The 18,375-nt window shown below is 69.3% G+C and carries 14 protein-coding genes and 1 pseudogene; 8 read left to right on the top strand and 7 right to left on the bottom strand.

Annotated elements, in window-relative coordinates; translation table 11 throughout:
- Window positions 1-81 precede the first annotated feature (81 nt).
- Window positions 82-1,716 (top strand): M48 family metalloprotease, encoded by a 1,635-nt coding sequence (locus tag AQI88_RS23010; RefSeq protein ID WP_067002508.1) that lies wholly within the window; start codon window positions 82-84, stop codon window positions 1,714-1,716.
- 64 nt (window positions 1,717-1,780) lie between these two features.
- Complete coding sequence (locus AQI88_RS23005) at window positions 1,781-2,872, top strand: hypothetical protein (protein WP_067002506.1); 1,092 nt, start codon at window positions 1,781-1,783, stop codon at window positions 2,870-2,872.
- 37 nt (window positions 2,873-2,909) lie between these two features.
- On the opposite strand, the gene AQI88_RS23000 is transcribed toward AQI88_RS23005, so the two are convergent.
- The gene (locus tag AQI88_RS23000; protein WP_067002504.1) at window positions 2,910-7,169 is read right to left on the bottom strand and encodes a HEAT repeat domain-containing protein; all 4,260 of its coding nucleotides are present in this window, start codon (window positions 7,167-7,169) and stop codon (window positions 2,910-2,912) included.
- 112 nt (window positions 7,170-7,281) lie between these two features.
- Here AQI88_RS23000 and AQI88_RS22995 point away from each other — a divergent pair, with 112 nt between their 5' ends.
- Both AQI88_RS22995 and AQI88_RS22990 read left to right on the top strand, forming a co-directional pair.
- Window positions 7,282-8,016 carry a type 1 glutamine amidotransferase family protein gene (locus AQI88_RS22995; protein ID WP_067002502.1) on the top strand — a complete coding sequence of 245 codons (735 nt, stop codon included), beginning with the start codon at window positions 7,282-7,284 and terminating at the stop codon, window positions 8,014-8,016.
- Between the two features lie 296 nt (window positions 8,017-8,312).
- A pseudogene (locus AQI88_RS22990) lies at window positions 8,313-8,711 on the top strand (iron chelate uptake ABC transporter family permease subunit); the annotation flags it as partial.
- Here AQI88_RS22990 and AQI88_RS22985 read toward each other — a convergent pair.
- Window positions 8,704-9,744 carry an NAD(P)-dependent alcohol dehydrogenase gene (locus AQI88_RS22985; RefSeq protein ID WP_067002500.1) on the bottom strand — a complete coding sequence of 347 codons (1,041 nt, stop codon included), beginning with the start codon at window positions 9,742-9,744 and terminating at the stop codon, window positions 8,704-8,706. The pseudogene AQI88_RS22990 and the gene AQI88_RS22985 overlap by 8 nt on opposite strands.
- 180 nt (window positions 9,745-9,924) lie before the next feature.
- Between AQI88_RS22985 and AQI88_RS22980 the strand changes: the two genes are divergently transcribed.
- Window positions 9,925-10,821, top strand: coding sequence for a helix-turn-helix transcriptional regulator (locus AQI88_RS22980; protein ID WP_067002498.1), 897 nt, complete (start codon window positions 9,925-9,927; stop codon window positions 10,819-10,821).
- On the opposite strand, the gene AQI88_RS22975 is transcribed toward AQI88_RS22980, so the two are convergent.
- From AQI88_RS22975 to AQI88_RS22960, 4 genes are all read right to left on the bottom strand, one after another.
- Complete coding sequence (locus AQI88_RS22975; RefSeq protein ID WP_067002496.1) at window positions 10,818-11,330, bottom strand: hypothetical protein; 513 nt, start codon at window positions 11,328-11,330, stop codon at window positions 10,818-10,820. The genes AQI88_RS22980 and AQI88_RS22975 overlap by 4 nt on opposite strands.
- Window positions 11,331-11,346: 16 nt before the next feature.
- Window positions 11,347-12,117, bottom strand: coding sequence for a group II truncated hemoglobin (locus AQI88_RS22970; RefSeq protein ID WP_067002494.1), 771 nt, complete (start codon window positions 12,115-12,117; stop codon window positions 11,347-11,349).
- Window positions 12,118-12,180: 63 nt separating this feature from the next.
- Window positions 12,181-12,474 carry a DUF397 domain-containing protein gene (locus AQI88_RS22965; protein WP_067002492.1) on the bottom strand — a complete coding sequence of 98 codons (294 nt, stop codon included), beginning with the start codon at window positions 12,472-12,474 and terminating at the stop codon, window positions 12,181-12,183.
- Window positions 12,446-13,279 (bottom strand): helix-turn-helix domain-containing protein, encoded by an 834-nt coding sequence (locus AQI88_RS22960; protein ID WP_067002490.1) that lies wholly within the window; start codon window positions 13,277-13,279, stop codon window positions 12,446-12,448. Before AQI88_RS22960 ends, AQI88_RS22965 begins: the two co-directional genes overlap by 29 nt.
- Window positions 13,280-13,442: 163 nt before the next feature.
- Here AQI88_RS22960 and AQI88_RS22955 point away from each other — a divergent pair, with 163 nt between their 5' ends.
- The 3 genes from AQI88_RS22955 (at window position 13,443) to AQI88_RS22945 (ending at window position 14,928) form a co-directional block, all read left to right on the top strand.
- The gene (locus AQI88_RS22955) at window positions 13,443-13,649 is read left to right on the top strand and encodes a hypothetical protein (protein WP_067002488.1); all 207 of its coding nucleotides are present in this window, start codon (window positions 13,443-13,445) and stop codon (window positions 13,647-13,649) included.
- Complete coding sequence (locus AQI88_RS22950; protein ID WP_067002728.1) at window positions 13,649-14,143, top strand: ATP-binding protein; 495 nt, start codon at window positions 13,649-13,651, stop codon at window positions 14,141-14,143. Before AQI88_RS22955 ends, AQI88_RS22950 begins: the two co-directional genes overlap by 1 nt.
- 551 nt (window positions 14,144-14,694) lie before the next feature.
- Window positions 14,695-14,928, top strand: coding sequence for a hypothetical protein (locus tag AQI88_RS22945; RefSeq protein ID WP_067002486.1), 234 nt, complete (start codon window positions 14,695-14,697; stop codon window positions 14,926-14,928).
- Window positions 14,929-14,995: 67 nt separating this feature from the next.
- Here the strand turns inward: AQI88_RS22945 and AQI88_RS22940 are convergent, their stop codons facing one another.
- On the bottom strand, window positions 14,996-18,295 hold the full coding sequence (locus AQI88_RS22940) for a S8 family peptidase (protein ID WP_208615873.1): 3,300 nt from the start codon (window positions 18,293-18,295) through the stop codon (window positions 14,996-14,998).
- Window positions 18,296-18,375 lie beyond the last annotated feature (80 nt).

The raw sequence follows: 18,375 nt of genomic DNA, 5'->3' as shown, positions 1-18,375 counted from the left end.
GTCCCCCCACACTCACCGGCAGCGCCGCTTCGCGGTGTCCGCCATGTCCGCTTCTCCGGATCCTGTGGGGGGATCTGCCCGATGGGCGCAACTCTGCGCGCACTGCGCGCCCTCGTTCTGCTGTTCGGCTTCTATCTGCTGAGCCTCGTGCTGCTCGCGGCGCTCGTCGGCCTCGACATCGCGGTGCTCACCTGGACGCACGGCCCTGCCGCCGTGAAGATCGTCATCGTCTCTGCACTGCTCGCCATCCCCGTCGTACAGGGCATGTTCATGCTGCGCACGCCCAGGGGCGAGGAGCCCGCCGGCGTCGCGGTCACCGAGACCGACGAGCCCCGGCTGTGGGCCCTGGTCCGGGAACTCGCGGCGACGACGGGCACCCGCGCCCCCGACCGGATCCTGCTCACGGCCGACGTCAACGCGGCCGTGAGCGAACGGTCGCGGCTGCTCGGCCTGCTGCCCGGCCCGCGCCGCCTCTACCTCGGCGTACCGCTGCTGACGGGCCTGACCGAGGCACAGCTGCGTGCCGTACTCGCCCACGAGTACGGCCACTTCACCGGCGGCGATACGCGGCTGTCCGCGCTCGTGGTGCGCGGCCGGGCGCAGATCGGCCGGGTCATCGGACAGTTCCACGCCAAGGCGGACGGCAAGGCGGCCACCGAGCGCGCCCGTCAGGAACAGGCCTCGGCCAAGCGGGTCGCCAAGGGCAAGAAGGCCAAGAAGGTCGACACCGGCGGGGCCGGGGCGACGTACCGGATGATGGCGGCGATCTACACCGCGTACGGCAAGCTCTACCTGCGCGCCTCCCTCTCCACGGCCCGCGCCCAGGAATACGCCGCCGACCTGGCCGCCGCCCGTATCGCCGGCCGCGACGCGACCGCGTCGGCACTGCGCGAGATCCCCGTGCTGGCCACCTCCCACGACTTCTACCTCGACTCCTACGCCACCCTGGGCCTGCCGGCACGGCTGCTGCCACCGCGCGGCGAGTTCTTCGGCGGCTTCGGCCGGCTGCTGTCGGCCCGCGAAACGGAGCTGGTGGAGCTGCGCGGGGAACTGCCGACCGAGCCCGGCTCGCCGTACGACTCCCATCCGCCGATCGCCGAGCGGGTGCGCCGGATCGAGGCGCTGCCCGCCGACGGGCGCACCGAGGAGGCCAAGGGCGCGGCGTCCGCCCTGCTCACCGACGCGCAGCGCACCCTGGCCGCGCTGGAGGACGCCGTCCTCGCGGACGAGGTTCTCGCCTTCCGGCGCACCGGTGCGTGGGAGGAACTGCTGGATGCCTCCATGGCCGAGGGCCTGTCCTGCGTGCACACCCCGCTGCACCGGGCGCTGGCCGACTACACCGGGCAGCAGCCGACGCTGACCGCGCTGCTGGAGGTGATCGACGACGGCCGGCTGTGGCGGCTGGCGGAGCGGCTGCCGCTGTCCGAGCAGGCGGCCGCGGCGAAGGGCCGGGCCTTCCGCGAGTTCGCACGGCCGCGGCTGGGTGAGTCGCTGCGGACGATGGTGCTGGCCGAGTTCAGCGCCCGCTCGCTGCTGCACTGGGAGTTCTCCTGGTCACGCCCGGCGGCCGTCCGCCTGCCCGGCTGGGCCTCGGCGAACACACCGGGCGACGGCCCCGAGGCCGCGCTGGAGGCGGCCGTGGAGGCGGCGCTCGCCGACCACCCCGACACCGCACCCCTGCGCGCGCTGCTGCCACCTGCGGCACAGCCCGCGTGACCAGCACATCCCGACACACCCCAGCACACCCCGACTTCTCCCGACGAACGGACCGGACCCCCCGATGACCGTCCTGCTCTGGATCCTGGGCATCCTGGCCCTCCCTGTGGTGATCGCCGCCGTGTGGTTCACCGGCGTGTTCGTGAAGGAGCTGTTCTCGCCGAGCCCTCCGGACGCCGACCAGGCGGCCGAGGCCGCGGAGCAGCTCGGCCTGCTGCCCGCCGAGCGGCAGGACACCGAGCACGCCGCGCCGCTGCCCGCGCCCTGGGCCCAGGCCCTCGCCGCGGTGCAGGGCGGCGACTGGCAGCCCGCGGCCGAGGTGCTGCGCGACATCGGCCGGGACTGGGAGCGCCGTACGACGGTCACCGGTCTGCTGGGCACGCTCGCGGCCAAGGAGGACGCGTGGCTGCTGGCCTGGGAGGCCGCGCGCCCCGAGGACCCGGACGCGGCCGTGGTCAGGGCGCAGAGCACGGTGTACCTGGCCTGGGAGCTGCGAGGCGCGAAGCTGGCCGAGTACACGACGCAGGAGCAGTTCGCGGGCTTCCGCCGGACGCTGACGGGCGCACGCGAGGAGATCGCGCGGGCGGCCGCCCTCAACCCCGACGACCCCACGCCGTACATCACGGAGATCTGGGTGGCGCTCGGCCTCGGCTATCCGCAGGCCGAGATGGACAAGCTGTGGGCGGAGATCACCACGCGCGCGCCGCACCACTTCGGGGCCCACCTCTCGGCACTCCAGTACTGGTGTGCGAAGTGGCGGGGGTCGCAGCAGCAGGCGTTCGATTTCGCCGAGCGCGCGGCGGCCGAGGCGCCGCTGGGCAGTCTGCTGTCGGTGCTGCCGCTCATCGCGCACTTCGAGCACGACGAGCCGACCGAAGTCGCGGCCGACAACACGCCCGAGATGGTGGCCCGGGTCGACGCGGGCCTCGCGGACGCGGCGGCTGCCGACCCCGAGCACCCGGGCCTGGCGCAACTGCGCCACCTGCTGGCGTTCTACCTCCACCTCCAGGACCGGCACGAGGCCGCGCTGAAGCAGTTCAAGCTGGTCGACGGCTATGTGGACGCGCTGCCGTGGAGCTACCTGGGCGACGGGGCGGCGGCGTACTACTGCCGGGTGCGCAACGAGACGGTGCGGGCGGTGGCGGGGGCGGCCTGACCGGAATGGGGAGTCCCACGACCCGCGAACCCGTCTCTCACCTGCGGAAGTCGCCGATGATGCGCAGCGCGACCTGCACGGCTATGCGAGCAGCCCGCTGTTGCTTCTCGTCCTTGTCGACCCTCATGTCTTCATCACCGAGATCACTTACGCATTTGATCACTCCCGCGCCGACGAAGGAGTCCACCTTGAACGTCTCCCAGACGGCATGCATGACTCCATGACCCTCGGTCTCCATTCCGTACACGTCGATCGAGAATCCGAGCAATTGCTGTCGCAAGGGAGCCTCGCCCCAGGCGAGAACCGTCTCTCCGCTGACGTAGTCCTTCGTGTGCAGGGCGTGACCGTCGAGCGTCGCGTCCAGCGCACCGCTGGTGAGCAGATGATTGACAAGCCGGATCAGCTGTTCGTCGCTTCGATACGGTTGAGGGCGATACCCCTGCCCGTCGGCCTCTAGGCGTCGCGGGTCATAGTTGAAGACATTTCGGGCGACGATGACGTCGTACAGTTCGACCTTGCGTTCCGAGAACCCTCCTGCGACACCCACCAGGAGCACCAGCGTGCATCCGAATTCTGCGATCAGCTCCCGGGTGAGAGCCGCCGCAGCTTGCCCACCCTTGTCCGTGGCCTGCGCAAAGAGCACACCTTTGGATTCACTGCCCACCGGAAGATCGAAGGCGCTGTAGTATCTGCCGTTCCGCTGAATGGTGCGATGCACGATGCTTCTGCTGCGCAACTCTTCGAACAGCGCGGCCGATTCGACGGGGACAGCCGTGAGGATGACAACGTCGAAGTGCTCTTCAGACCCCATAGATGCGACCTCATCGAATCTCGACTGCGCGGACTTCCGAAAGCCCGCAAGCCCCACTTCGGGACTGTCTACCATCTTCCGGAATTCAGCCTCGGCATACTGCCGACCTTGACACTTTTCCACATGCTGATCCAGTCGGTTCTGAAAAAAGCGGTTCTTCTCCTTGTATCGCGCAGCGCTTTTCTGGATCAATTGGATAAGTTTCTGCGAAACTTCCAGCGGGAGAGAAGAAAGCGGCGCGAGCACCGCATTGATGGTGGTGTTCCATGTTTCGGGGTCGGCGAGGAGTCGGACCACCGAAGGTATGAGACGCAGCGACTCGGCCTCCGCATATTCGAACATGCGGAGGACTGCGGCGCCGGCTACGCCAAGAACACCGTCGTCCGTGTCTCGCTTGCGTCCGTCTTTGCGCGGGACTTCCGGATCGATGAGAAATCGAATCAGTCGCGCATCGATGCACCGCGCTTGCGCGAGCCCCTGTACGGCAACCGTCCGGTTCAGTGGATCGGGATCGAAGCGGCCGACGCGTTCGAGCCAGGAGCGCACGCCCTCGTCGTTCGCTTGACGACTCAGCAGGTTGACGAGGACGCCACGGAACCTTCTGGCCTCCCGCATGACCGGTCCTGCGTAACCCTGCAATTCATCCGCCAGCGGTATGAGCCAGGGTTGCGCATCCGAGACGAGGGCCCCGAGCGCCCAGGCCGCCGCGGAGCGGACGTGGTATTCCTCCTTGCGGTCTTCGAGACGCCCGCGCAACGATTCGGTGGCCCGGACATCGCCGACGCGCCCAAGAGCTGCTGCCGCTGAGGCCCGGACCGAAGCAACTCCGTCGACCAGCGCGGCCTGCAACGCGGGAACCGCAGCCACATCCGCCAACCGCCCCAGGGCCGTCGCAGCCGAACCCCGCACCGAAGCGACTTCGTCGCCGGCCAGCGCGGCCTGCAACGCGGGAAGCGCGGCAGCGTCAGCCAACCGTGCCAGGGCTGTGGCGGCCGACCCCCGGACCGCCGCATCCTCATCGCCGGCCAGAACGGCCTGCAACGCGGGAACCGCAGCCACATCCGCCAGCTGCCCCAAAGCCGTCGCGGCCGACCCCCGGACCGCCGCATCCTCATCGGTGAGAACCACCTGCAACGCAGGAACCACACTGGCATCGGCCAACCGCCCCAAAGCCGTCGCAGCCGAACCCCGCACCGCCGCATCCTCATCCGCCAAAACAGCCTGCAACGCAGGAACCACACTGGCATCGGCCAACCGCCCCAACGCCGTCGCAGCCGAACCCCGCACCGAAGCAACCTCATCGGTCAGAACGGACTGCAACGCAGGAACCGCAGCAGCATCGGCCAGCTGCCCCAAAGCGTTCGCAGCCGAACCCCGCACCGAACCGTCCTCATCGGCCAGAACCGCCTGCAACGCAGGAACCGCAGCCACATCCGCCAACCGCCCCAAAGCGGTCGCGGCCGAACCCCGCACCGCCGCATCCTCATCGGTGAGAACCACCTGCAACGCAGGAACCACACTCGCATCGGCCAACCGCCCCAAAGCCGTCGCAGCCGAACCCCGCACCGAAGCAACCTCATCGGTCAAAGCGGCCTGCAACGCGGGAACCGCAGCCGCATCGGCCAACCGCCCCAACGCCGTCGCAGCCGAACCCCGCACCGAAGCGACTTCGTCGCTCAAAGCGGCCTGCAACGCGGGAACCGCAGCCGCATCGGCCAACTGCCCCAAGGCCGTGGCGACAGAACCCCGCACCGAAGCGACAGGTTCCTTTTCCAGAGCGTCGACCAAGGGGTCCAGAGCTTGCCCGGGGGCTTGACGAACCAACCAGATTGCCGCGCTTCCACGGTTCACCGCATTTGGGTCGGAACGAAGAACACTCAGACGATATTCGACGTCGCGCGTGGGAGATGCCTGACGGATGTTCGACGAGACCCTGCCTGGGCTCTGGTTCTTCTGGAGACGTATGTGCCGCCTCTTGAGCTGCTGAAGAGACACAGGCGTGAGCGTCTCGTACTGCAGGGACTCGATCACGTCCAAAGCAAATTCAGGCTGCTCCCTCTGGAGAGTGTGGAGCAGCCCGTACCCGATACCCTCACGTACCACGTGGAAGGGCACTCTTCCCAGCGAAAGCGCCAAATCGTCCCGACTCCCGCGATCCGCGATGAAGCCGGTACCCAGAGCCCGCCACATCCGCCCCCTGGCGCTATGGGAGAGCAGACCGCGATTGGCGACAATGGCGTCGAGCATCAGGCTCGGACGCATCATCGGCGTTCTCTTCAGAAGTTCTTCAACCGCACTCTCTGTATCGGTTTGAAGTCCCAGCCAGTCACCCACACACTGATCAAGATCGAACGCCAGGCCGGGTGGGTTCGAAGACCGCCACCCCAGGGCGAGGCCGAAATCGACAATCGAGGGGTGGAGCAGTCGATAGAAGGTTTCCTGCCCCCCACCGGGGTCGTAAGCAGTCACCAACTGAGTACTCAAGAACGCGTCGATGGCGGAGTCCAGGCTCTCCGAGTCCTCCCACACCCTCCGGAGTATGCCCCTGAGATCCTTCCGCTGCAGACTGTTTTCTCCGCCCTTGCTCGAAAAGATGACCAGTGCGCCGGCGCAGAGGACGGCTTCGAGGTTCAGGCCGTGCTGCGCTATATGTTCTTCGCGAGCCTTGAGGTACTCATTCGTGCGGGCCCTCTCCACGGTGGCCAACAGGAGTTCGGCCCGGGACCGCGGCATGCGCATCCGACGGCCAGGCGTCTCCGACTTCAGGAGATGCGCCAGGAGGGAAAGCAGGAGCGGGTTCCAGATGGCGCCGTCGAGACCGGTCGCCCGGATCTCCTTCAGTGCGGGACGCGGATCAAGACCGCAATCAAGCAGGTAGTTCTCGGATTCTGCGTCCGTCAGCGGAGCAATCGTCAACTGCTCGATCGGCCGGAGGTGAGAGGCCCCCAGAGCCTCGGGGGTCGATCGGGAGGTGGCGAGCACCGTGTGCCGGTGCGTACCCTCCAGCAGGTATTTGACGAATTCCATCTCCGGTGACCGTTCGGGGAACTCTCGCTGCAGTTCATTGACGGCGTCCACCAAGAAGACAGCCTGCTCGTGTTTGACACGCGACTTCCACAGCGGCCTCTCGGTGACATCCGGAGGGCACTGCGCCTTACCGAATGCCTTCGGGTCACCGAGAGCATTGCGCCCCAGGGACAACGTCCGGTGGTCAACGCGGATGCAAACCACATCATTGCGCATCAAATCGGTCGCAACATGGACGATGAGGCTGCTTTTCCCGCTCCCCGCCACACCGTCGACGAAGTAGGTGCGGGGCGGGAACTTGCTCAGCTGTTCTATCAGCCAGGCATACGACCTCCGGGTCGGCTCAGCCTGTTCGTCGCCCTCCGCCTCCCGCAAATGGAAAGTCGGAGCGATGTAACCGGCGACACGGTCGCCCGCAAGCCGCTTCGTATAGTCCGCCAGCCACCCCAGTTCTGACATGTCATCAAGTCTAGCGTTGAGCAGGTAATTCGGGCGACGCAACCGACTCATCCCCCGTACATTCACCCTTTGCGAAACTCGCGAGAACACTCGCACAAGGGGAGGAACCCGGATGGTCGGTCATACGTTCCTGGTAGGTGGCGGCTGGGACGCCGCCGAGGTGTACGAGCCGTTTCTGCGGGCGGCCGCGCGCGCAGAGGGAGGCCTGCCGCGGATCGGGTGTGTGATCGTCGACGAGGGCGACGGGCAGAGGCAGTTCGAGCGGTATGCGGAGGCGTTGGGGAAGGCGGGGGCATGTGAGCCCGTGCCGTTGCTCGTGCCGCTCGGCGGGCGGTTCGAGCCGGACGGCGCGCTGGACGGTGTGGACGGGCTGCTGGGGTGCGGCGGGCTGACGCCCGCGTATCAGGAGGCGTTCGCCGGCTGCCTGGACCGGCTGCCGCGGCTGCTCGCCGAGCGCGGGGTGCCGTACGCGGGCTTCTCCGCGGGCGCTGCCGTCGCCGCGCGCCGGGCGGTCGTCGGCGGGTGGCTGCTGGACGGGGTGCCGGTGTGCCCGGAGGAGACCGGGGAGGACCTTGCGGAGATCGAGGTACGGGCGGGGCTGGGGCTCGTGCCGTTCGCGGTGGACGTGCACGCCGCGCAGTGGGGGACGCTGGCGCGGCTGGTCGCGGCGGTGGGGCGCGGGTCGGTGCCGTACGGCGTAGCCGTCGACGAGAACACGCTGCTGGAGGTGGCCGGCGAAGGTGCCCGGGTGGCGGGGCGCGGGCGCGTGCATGTCGTACGGCCCGGCGGGGAGGCGGGCGTGGCCGTACGGTCGTATGCCGCCGGGGAGGCCTTCGACCTGGGCTGACCGCCACCCCCGGGGCGCAAGCCGAGCGTGCGTCGAGGTTGAGGGCCGTCCTGGCCGTGTCCGCCGTCGGCGTCCTGCCGGCCGGCTGCGGGTCGGCCGCCGGGAAGGGGTCCGGCGAGGGCACCGACGGCGGGCGGAACAGCGTCATCGGCGCCTCCGAGGGCCCCTCGGCCGCGCCGAGCACCCTGGCGTCGGGCATGGGCTCGGACACCGGCACCGACAGCATCTTCCCGCGCACCGTCACGCACTTCGAGGGCAGCACGGGCATCAGGTCGGCGCCGCGGCGGATCGCCGTACTCAGCACGGGCCCCGGACTCTGGTGGGCAGGGTGGGCCGCGCGGCCGCTGGGGCTCGGGGAAGAGACCGCGGCCGCGCTCGGGGTGCGGGTCGGCCGGGTGCGGCTCGGACTCACCGCGCTCGGTGTCGTCCTCGCCGCCACCGCGACCGGCGCGGTCGGCCCGATCGGGTTCGTCGCGCTGACCGCACCCCAGCCGGCCCGCCGCCTCACCCGCACCCCGCACCTGCCGCTGCTGTGCTCGGCACTGACCGGTGCGGTGGTGCTGGTGGCCGCCGACCTCGCGGCGCGCACGCTGCTGCCGCCGCTGGAGGTGCCGGTCGGCGCGCTCACCGCGCTGGTCGGCGGGCCGTATCTGCTGTGGCTGCTGGGGCGTTCCACAGCCAAGCCGGTCAGATAGTGGCGGTGTCGATGACGAAGCGGTAGCGGACGTCGCTCGCCAGCACCCGCTCGTACGCCTCGTTGATCTGGTCGGCGCGGATCAGTTCGATCTCCGCGCCCAGGCTGTGCTCGGCGCAGAAGTCGAGCATCTCCTGGGTCTCGGCGATGCCGCCGATCATCGAACCGGCGAGGGTCTTGTTGCCGCCGATGAGGGAGAACAGGTTCAGCCCGATCGGCTCCTCGGGGGCGCCGACGTTCACCAGGGCGCCGCCCGTCTTCAGCAGGCTCAGGTACGCGCCGAAGTCCAGCGGCGCCGACACCGTGGAGAGGATGAGGTCGAAGGAGCCCGCCAGGTCCTCGAAGGTCTTGGGGTCGCTGGTCGCGTAGTAGTGGTCGGCGCCCAGCTTCAGGCCGTCGTCCTTCTTGCGCAGCGACTGCGACAGCACGGTGACCTCGGCGCCGAGCGCGTGCGCGATCTTGACGCCCATGTGGCCGAGGCCGCCCAGGCCGATCACGGCGACCTTCTTGCCGGGGCCCGCGCCCCAGTGCTTGAGCGGCGAGTACGTGGTGATGCCCGCGCAGAGCAGCGGCGCCGCCACGTCCAGGGACAGACCGTCGGGGATGCGGACGGTGAAGTTCTCGTCCACGACGACCTTCTGCGAGTAGCCGCCGTACGTGGGCTCGCCGTCCTTGCCGACGGCGTTGTAGGTGCCGACGGCGCCGGCGGTGCAGTGCTGCTCCAGGCCCGCCTTGCAGTTGGCGCACTCGCGGCAGGAGTCGACGAGACAGCCGACGCCGACCCGGTCGCCGACCTTGAACTTGGTCACACCGGGGCCGACCTCGGAGACGACACCCGCGATCTCGTGGCCGGGGACCATCGGGAAGATCGCCTCGCCCCAGCCCTCGCGGGCCTGGTGGATGTCGGAGTGACAGATGCCGGCGAACTCGATGTCGATCAGGACGTCGAACTCACCGACCGCGCGCCGCTCGATGGTGGTCCGCTCCAGCGGGGCCTTCGCGGCGGGCGCGGCGTACGCAGCAACAGTGGTCATGCCGGGGTTCTCCTAGCAGGGGGTTCGTGCCCGGTTGCCTTCCGACCGGGTACGGCGTCCAGCCTGCCGCGGGCGCCGCCGCTCACCCAGACCACAGATCTTCGTACGACTGCCGTGCCTACCACTGGCGGGGTCAGGCTGATGGACGTACGACCATGGGATACGGCCGATACTGGCGGTATGGACGAACAGGCGGAAGCAGCCGCCGCCGGCCGGCCCCTGGACCGGCGGGCCGAGCTGAGCGAGTTCCTGCGCAGCCGGCGGGCCCGGCTGAAGCCGGAGGACGTGGGGCTGCCCGACTTCGGACGGCACCGCCGGGTGCCCGGGCTGCGCCGCGAGGAGCTGGCCCAGCTGGCCGGGGTGTCGGTGGCGTACTACACCCGGCTGGAACAGGGCAACGGACGCAACGTCTCGGCGGAGGTCCTGGACTCGATCGCCCGCGCCCTGCGCCTCACCGACGCCGAGCACGCGCACCTCACCCACCTGGCCAAGCCGAAGTCGCACAAGAAGAAGCCGGCGGCACGGCAGCAGCAGGTGCGGGCGGCACTGCGCCAGCTGCTGGACTCGATGGAGGGGGTACCGGCGTACGTCGTCGGGCGCCGCGCGGAGATCCTCGCCTGGAACCGGATGGCGGCGGCGGTCTTCGGCGACTGGGCCGAGCTCCCGCCCGCCGAACGCAACTGGGCCCGTCTCGTCTTCCTGCGCCCCGAGTACCGCGACCTGTTCATCGACTGGGAGCAGAAGGCGATCGACATCGTGTGCGCCCTGCGCATGGACGCGGGCTGCCACCCCGACGACGCACGTCTGTCCGCCCTGGTGGGCGAACTCTCGGTCAAGAGCGAGGAGTTCCGCCGCCTGTGGGCGACGCACGACGTCAAGGAGAAGAGCCACGGCGTCAAGCGCCTGCACCACCCGCTGGTCGGCGACCTGTCCCTGAACTTCGAGGGCTTCCGCCTCGCGGGCGACGCCGACCAGTCCCTGATCACGTACCACGCGGAACCGGACTCCCCCTCAGCCCAGTCCCTGCGCCTCCTGTCCAGCTGGGGCACGGACGCGACCCGCGCGGTCTCCGCCTAGTCCTCCACCCCCAGATCGGCCCGCATCGCGCGCCGCATGGCCGCCAGCAGCGGCTCGGCCTCCTTCAGCTCCAGCAGCGCCCGTTCGGCACTCTCGCCCTCCTGGGCCAGTCCCCGGTCGAGCCGCTTGGTGACGGCGTCCATGCGGGCCAGCACCTTGTTGACGGCCCGCGAGGCGTCCAGGATCCGCTCGGGTACGACCATCTGCGCCTCGACGTACCGGTCGCGGTGGTCGAACCGGGCCTGCTCCAACTGGTCCCGGTCGTGCTCGGTGTAGACGCCGTCGCGGATCCGGTGCAGGGCGTCCTTGAGCAGGGTGTGGAAGTGCCGGGACGCACGGTTCATCGCGGTGTAGGCGTCCCGTCGCTCCTCGAACAGCCGCCTGCGCTCCGCCTGTTCGGCCTCTTCGGCACGTTGCCGCGCGGCATGCCGCTGACTGAACACGGGGGCGAGCAGCGTCCCGAGGACACCGACGACGGCAGTGATCATGGCGGTGATGGCGGCGGTCACGGACAGGGACCCTACGTCAGCCCCGATACGGCGGCATCGCCCCCCAGTTCCACTTCGGCACCGGCTGCTCGGCCGGAGGCTGCGCGTCCGGGCCGGAGAAGTACACCGCGAGCCGGGTGCCCCACTCCACATAGGCCAGGAAGGCCGAGCGGAACTCGGCATCGGTGGGCAGACCTGCGTCGTCGGCGGCGTCCTGGACGAGGTTGACCCAGCGGCGGCGCTGGGGCTCCGTGATGTGCTTGCCGAAGTGCTTGGCCACCATGTGGGAGTGGCCGCCCTGGGTCTCGGAGTAGCGGGCGGGGCCGCCGAAGACCTCGCCGAGCCAGAGGGCGACGTGGGCGGCATGGTCCGGGGCGAGGTCCTGGAAGAGCGGGGCCAGGAGGTCGTCCTTGAGGACCTTGTCGTAGAACGCGTCCGTCAGCCGGGAGAACGCCTCGGCCCCGCCCGCCCAGACGTAGAGCGTGGGAGTGGCCGCCCCGGTGCCGTGGACCGGCGTCGCGCCGTAGTGGCGCATCTCCTCGATGTTCTCGACGTACGGGCGGATCTCGGCGAAGAACGCCGGGAACTGCTCGGACTTGCGGAAGCCTTCCAGGTGGTCCCGCGTCGATGTCCAGGTGATCCGGAGGATGAAGTGCTCGGGGTCCTCCTCGCAGCGCGTCAGTTCGTAGTCGACGCACTGCGGGGCCGCCGCCAGCTGGGCCGCGGCGCGGGCGTAGGCGGACAGGAACTCCGCCGACTGCTGCTCGGAGATGCGATACCGGATGTATTCGACCGTGTGAGCCGTCATGGGCCCAGGCAAACACGAATACCCCGCCGGAAGCTGCACCTCCGGCAGGAAGTCGGTCAGCGCTCAGCGAACGACGGGGTCGGCCTTGAGTGCGGTGATGAAGGGGGCCCAGGCGGCGGCGGTGAGGACGAGGGCGGGGCCGTGGGGAACCTTGGAGTCACGGACGGGGACGAGGCCGGGGAGGTTGTCGGCGACTTCGACGCAGTTGCCGCCGTCACCGTTGCTGTAGCTCGACTTGCGCCAGAGAGCGGCGCCGGGGAAGTCGCCGGCCACTTCGACGCATTCCCCGCCGTCCCCGTTGCTGTAGCTGCTCTTGAACCAGAGAGCGTCACTCAAGTCGATCCCGTTGCTTGCCATTTCGGTAATCCTCTGCCGCTGCCTTGATCATGGCGAGGGACGTGTCTGGTGACAGCGCGACGGCCCTGAGCCGATCGTATGCCTTGCGGTACTGCTTCACGAGGGCCGGATCGTCGATGGTGTCACCGCTGTAGGACGCCTCGGTGTAGATCAGCGGCGGCGCGTCCGGGAAGGTCATCACCATGATGGAGGCGGCCATCAGGGGATACGCGCCACACGTCCGCGGAACGATCTGCGGAGTGATCCGGCGCCGCTCGGCCAACTCCACGATCCGGTCCAACTGTTCGGCCATCTCCGGCGGCGGAAGGATCGGATCCGCGATCAGCGACTCGTGCAGGACCGCCCAGTACTCCGGGGTGGAGTGGTCCTCCTCGAAGAGGCGGGCGCGGGCGAGTCGGGCCGTCACCTTTTCCTCGACCCACTCGTCGGAAGCCGCCGGGTGGGCCGACCGGACCAGCGTCCGAGCGTACGGGGCGGTCTGGAGCAGCCCGGGGAAGATGATGGGAGACCACAGCTCAATGGACTCTGCGTGCTTCTCCGCCTCCAGCGCCTTCTCGAAGTACGCGGCATGCGGCCCCCTGCGCGCCCTCCGCACATCCTCGCAATGCCGCTCGAAGAACCCGTCCGTCTTCAGTACCCGATCCGCATGCCGAGCCAGATCGAGCGGCATTCTCCGCTCCCCGTGCTCGATGTCGCTGAGGTACGTCTTGCCGTAGAAGCTGCCCTCGAGGAACGTCTCCAACGACATCCCCGCCGCCTCCCTCTTCCACCGCAACTCCTTGCCGTAGAAGGTCGGGACGCTCATCGAGCCGTCAATGTCCTTACGCCGTGCCACGCGCTCACCGCCGTAACTCACCGTGCCGTTTCCACCGTTCGCGCCGCTGACGCGAAACGTCTTCCACGGTAGCGGGCCCGGCGACAGCCTGTGAGGTGTTCGTCACAGACCGCACAGGAAGCCTCCCAACCCCATGCCCGACCGCTCCCCCACCCCCTTCGACGTGACGCTCTGCGCCGAGGAACTCCGCACCGCCCTCGCCCTGCACGCGATCACGTTGCCCTCCCTCCGCGTCGACCTGCCGAGCGCGCCGTCGGCCGGACTCGTCGTGCTCGGGAGCTGCACCACGGTCACAGCCCGCGCGCTCTCCTCCGCGCTCAGGAAGACGGCGGCCGAGTGATGACGACTCCCCTCGAACTCGATCTGCTCGCCACCCCCAAGGCCGTACCCGAGCTGCGCCACCACCTCCACGACCACGACTACGACGTCCGCCTGTGCGCGACGGAGTTGCTCACGAACGTCATCGACCACCTCGGCGAGGGCACACCGGTGACCGTCCGCGTCACCACCGCGTCGGACCACGGCCAGACCCGCATCGAGGTCACCGACCCCGACCCGAGCGCCCTGCCCGCCCTCCGGTCCGCGGCCGACACAGCCGAGTCCGGCCGCGGCCTGACTCTCGTGGACGCGCTCGCCCATCGGTGGGGCGTGACCCCGGAGGCCGACCGCAAAACGGTCTGGTGCGAGCTGGCAAGGCCGAGCAAGCAACCCAGCAGCCGCAGGCCCCCAGCGGCGCGGGTGATCTGCACGTCAGGGCAAGCCGGCCGAACCACGGCCGGGCCTTCAGACGTCACGGGCCAGGACGGGGCCAGGACTTGCCCGGCGGTCCGCTGACCTCCCCGCCGTCTGCGCCGTTGTCTCCCCGCTCCCTCACCCCCGCCACGGTTGCACGTCGAACCGGCGCCACGTCAGCACACATCCCCTCGCGGGGCGAAGCGCGGACGTATGAACAGCGGTCGGCCATCTCCTCGGCGGTGACATGCCCGCCCTCACGGACCCCCGGCTGCTCCTGGCCAACATGCCGGAGGAGGCCGCTCCCGCCCTGAGCGCGACACGGGGCGGCGACGAGTGACTCACGGGAGCCCGGCGCCGCCCGCGTGACATCCTCGACGATCCCGCGCAGACGAAGTGGGCGGAAGCCGCGTACGACGATTTCCGTCAGGACTCCCGCGACATCTCCGCCATCAAGAAGCACGTCTTCGACACCGAGCACCCCATCGAGGACTGCGAAACCGGCAAGGTGGTCACGCGCAGGTTCGACGCGGACGCGGAGATCGCCGACGCCTGGATCCGCCTCCGCTCCGGCAACGCCCTGCCAACCAAAACCACAATTGGCAGAGCATGGTTCCGCTCAACAAGCGGGAAGACTTCGAGAGCGAGTGGTAATGGCGTCCCTGGTGTACTTCAAGAAGCTTTCCGAGCAGCCGGGCTCCATCCGCTACACCTTCGGCGAGGACCCCGCCGAAATGGACCGCACGCTCACGATGAACACGGCCAGCCGCACCTCGACGTCCGACGACGGCAACGCCGACTACACCTTTCTCAAGGCATCCCGGAAGATCAACTCGTTGTTCGAGGAGCGCAGCCAGTGGCCGGAACGGGGCATGAGCGCCAGCTGACGGCCTGCTGACCGACACAGCGAGGGGCACGCCCGGCATCCGGGCGTGCCCCTCACCTGTGGACCGTCTACTTGCCGAAGTACGCGTCGTAGACCGTGATCTCCGACGTGTTGCCCTGCTTGTCGGCGATCTTGGCGCGGAACGAGATGCTCCTGCCCTTCGCCGGGTTCTTGACGGTGATCCTGCCGCCGCGGACGTCGGCCTTCTTGAAGGTCCTGCCGTCGTAGGAGACGTAGACGGACAGGGACTTCAGGTTGCTGCCCGCGGCCGAACCCTCCACGGTGACCGGGAAGGTGACCGTCCGGCCGGCCTCGACGCGGCTGTCCAGGCCGGTCTTCGCGCCGAAGTACAGGGCGGAGGCGGGGAGCTTGGCCGAGCCGCCGGACGGTTTCCTGGAGCGGAAGGTCCAGGTGGCGTCGATCCGAGAGGAGGCGTCCGCGACCTTGGCCGAGCGCCTGACCGAGGTGGTCAGCCGGTAGGCGGCGTCACCGGCCGGGACCTTGAAGGTCTTGTCGCCGAACAGCGGGTCGTCGTTGGAGCCGACCTTGGTGCCGTTGCGGTACAGGGTCGTGGTCACCGAGGTGAACGTCGAGTACCCGGCGTTCTTGGCGCCGTCGGCGAACAGCGGCAGCGAGCCGTAGATCTCGTTGCCGTCCCGGAACAGGCCCAGGCCGGCGTTGACGAGCGGGGCGAAGACCGCGGTGTTGATGGTCTTCGTGTACGTCCTGCCCGCCGTGTAGGACTGCTCGCCGAGCCGGTAGGACGAGTCGGTGACCGGGAAGCCGTCCTGGTCGACCCCGCCGTTCTGCTCGAACTGCAGGCCCCACCTCACGCCCTTGGCGGCCAGGTGCAGGGTGCGGGTACCGGGCAGGGTCTGCAGGAGTCCGATGGAGGAGGCGCTGGTGCTGCCGGGCAGCCAGCCCGACGCGCTGACGGAGCCCTTCTTGCCGTCGGCTGCGGCACCGAGCCGGGCCTTGACCGTGGCCAGCTCACTCGCCTTGTAGTGCTTGGTGTAGCCGGTGGCGAGCTGCCTGACCGGGCCGCCGGCCACGACGCCGTACTCCTCGGTCGCGCCCTTGGACCAGTGGCCGTCCCACTGCTGGAACAGCGTGCCGGAGGGCAGCGCCGGGCCCAGGTGGGCGGTGCGGAAGTTCTCGTACGAGTCGAGGAACCAGCCGTAGCCGTACTGGCCGTCGCCGATCGTGACGTCCCACTCCGGCGCGGCGAACTCGAACTTGACGCCCGTGGCCGGGACGGTGATGTCCACCGGCCTGGCCTTGCGCGCGTCGACCGTGATCGTCTGCTTCCCGGAGACGGTCAGCTTCGGCCGGGAGATCCAGTCGATGCCCTTGGTGGCGTCCTGCGGGGCGCCGAGGACGGCGGTGTTGAGGATGTACGTGCCCTTGGGTGCCCGCACCTTCACCGTGCCGGACTTGTCGTACGGGGTCAGCTCCTGGCCGTTGGCAAGGCCAGCCACGCCGCTCAGGTCGGCGTTGTAGTACGGAGCCGGCCTGCCGTCACGGCCGATGAACTTCAGCGTGACGTCGTACGACTCCACCTCGCGCTGCACCGCGGCGCCCGTACGGACGGTCTGCCCGCCGCCGGTCGCGATCACGTACGCGGAGTAGGCGCCGTCGACGGTGCCACCCAGCTTGGTGTCGACGGTGAGGCCGACGGAGGCCTTGCCGTGCGCCGGGACCGTCACCTTGGTCGCACCGAGCCTGAAGAAGCCCGCCGGAGCCGCCTGGCCCTTGGGGTTGGTGGCGGTGCTCGTCAGGTCGAGGGTGACGTCCTTGTCGCCGAGGTTGCGGTACGACACCTGCTTGGTGACCGGCTTGTCGTCGGTGTGCGGCCACTGCTGCACACCGAAGGTGAGCGAGACCGGGTCGGCGATCACGGACTGCTTGATCGCCTTGTCGACCGCGATCCGGCCCGAACCCTGCTGGAACGGCGTGTACGTGCCGCCCTTGGCGGAGCCGGTGAGCGCGCCCTTCAGCTCGGCGTAGCCCCAGTCGGGGTGCTCCTGCTTCAGGATCGCGGCGGCGCCCGCGACGTGCGGGGTGGCCATCGAGGTGCCGTCGAGGGTCAGGTAGCCCTCGGGCTTCTCGCCGACCTCCTGGTCGATGACGCTGCCCTTGGCCGCGGCGGCGGTGATGCTCACGCCGGGCGCGGTGACGTCCGGCTTGATCGCGCCGTCGCCGCCTCGCGGGCCGGTGGAGGAGAAGTCCGCCAGCTTGTCCTTCTTGTCGACGGCGCCGACGGTGAGCGCGGCGTCCGCGCTGCCCGGCGAACCGATCGACTGGGGGCCGTCGTTGCCCGCGGCGATCGCGAACAGGACGCCCTTCTCGGCCGAGAGCTTGTCGACCTCGGCCTCCAGCGGGTCGATCCCGGGCGTGTCATAGCCGCCGAGGCTCAGGTTGATGACGGAGGCGCCCTGCGAGGCCGCCCACTCCATGCCGGCGAGGATGCCGGAGTCGTCACCGGAGCCGGTGTCGTCCAGGACCTTGCCGTTGAGGATCTTGGCGTCCGGGGCGACCCCCTTGTACTTGCCGCCCGACTTTGCGCCGGTGCCCGCCACGATGGAGGCGACGTGCGTACCGTGGCCGAAGTGGTCCTTGGCGTCGGCCGCGGCGGTGAAGTTCTTGGACTCGATCACCTGGTCCTTGAGGTCCGGGTGGGTGGTGTCCACACCTGTGTCCAGGACGGCGACCTTCACGCCCTTGCCGGTGTAGCCGGCCGCCCAGGCGGTCGGGGCGCCGATCTGCGGCACGGACTTGTCGAGCGAGGCCTTGCGGACGCCGTCGAGCCAGACGTGCGCGATGCCGGATGCGGACCTGTCGCCGTGGGTGACGGCGTGCCACAGCTCGGCGGTGTCCTTGGCCGGGGTCTGCACGGCGTCCGCGTTCAGCGCCTTCAGGCTGCGGCGCAGGTGGCCCGCGTCCCGGACGTCGGCCTTGGCGGCCGCGGCGGCACCGCGGTAGCCGACGATGACCTTCAGGCCGTTCTTCTGGGCCTTGCGGGTGGCGGCCTGGTTCAGCTCGGTGATGTCGAACAGGCGCTGGTCCAGCGTGCCGGAGGCGACCAGGTGGGTCGCGTCCGCGGGTAGTACCAGCGTGTGCCCCTTCGCCTTGCGGACCTGGAAGGGTATGTGTTCCCGTCCCTTGGCCCGCTCCAGGCCGATGACGCGGCCCTTGGCGTCGAGGGCGACACGGTCGCCGGTGATCAGGGTGACGTGGTGCTTGGCGGTGAGCGAGGAGGCACCGGCCGGGACACGCCCGCCGGGCTTCGCCGACGCGGGGCTGGTCATTCCCGCTGCGAGGGCGACGGCTGCGGCGGTGGCGATGGTGGCCGCAGTTGCTCTTTTCACTTGTCTGCGCAAGTTCTCCCCCTGGAGATGGAGTACCGGGTGAATTCCCCATTCACCCGGCGGGGGGGCAGTCCAAAACA

Source organism: Streptomyces cellostaticus (assembly GCF_001513965.1).
GTDB lineage: Bacteria > Actinomycetota > Actinomycetes > Streptomycetales > Streptomycetaceae > Streptomyces > Streptomyces cellostaticus.
This window is presented reverse-complemented; position numbering and strand designations above follow the sequence as displayed.

Excerpts from the sequence above, each read along its gene's own strand:
- AQI88_RS23010 (WP_067002508.1), top strand. The coding sequence starts at position 82 with ATGGGCGCAACTCTGCGCGCACTGCGCGCCCTCGTTCTGCTGTTCGGC.
- AQI88_RS23005 (WP_067002506.1), top strand. The coding sequence starts at position 1,781 with ATGACCGTCCTGCTCTGGATCCTGGGCATCCTGGCCCTCCCTGTGGTG.
- AQI88_RS23000 (WP_067002504.1), bottom strand. The coding sequence starts at position 7,169 with ATGTCAGAACTGGGGTGGCTGGCGGACTATACGAAGCGGCTTGCGGGC.
- AQI88_RS22995 (WP_067002502.1), top strand. The coding sequence starts at position 7,282 with ATGGTCGGTCATACGTTCCTGGTAGGTGGCGGCTGGGACGCCGCCGAG.
- AQI88_RS22985 (WP_067002500.1), bottom strand. The coding sequence starts at position 9,744 with ATGACCACTGTTGCTGCGTACGCCGCGCCCGCCGCGAAGGCCCCGCTG.
- AQI88_RS22980 (WP_067002498.1), top strand. The coding sequence starts at position 9,925 with ATGGACGAACAGGCGGAAGCAGCCGCCGCCGGCCGGCCCCTGGACCGG.
- AQI88_RS22970 (WP_067002494.1), bottom strand. The coding sequence starts at position 12,117 with ATGACGGCTCACACGGTCGAATACATCCGGTATCGCATCTCCGAGCAG.
- AQI88_RS22965 (WP_067002492.1), bottom strand. The coding sequence starts at position 12,474 with ATGGCAAGCAACGGGATCGACTTGAGTGACGCTCTCTGGTTCAAGAGC.
- AQI88_RS22960 (WP_067002490.1), bottom strand. The coding sequence starts at position 13,279 with ATGAGCGTCCCGACCTTCTACGGCAAGGAGTTGCGGTGGAAGAGGGAG.
- AQI88_RS22955 (WP_067002488.1), top strand. The coding sequence starts at position 13,443 with ATGCCCGACCGCTCCCCCACCCCCTTCGACGTGACGCTCTGCGCCGAG.
- AQI88_RS22950 (WP_067002728.1), top strand. The coding sequence starts at position 13,649 with ATGACGACTCCCCTCGAACTCGATCTGCTCGCCACCCCCAAGGCCGTA.
- AQI88_RS22945 (WP_067002486.1), top strand. The coding sequence starts at position 14,695 with ATGGCGTCCCTGGTGTACTTCAAGAAGCTTTCCGAGCAGCCGGGCTCC.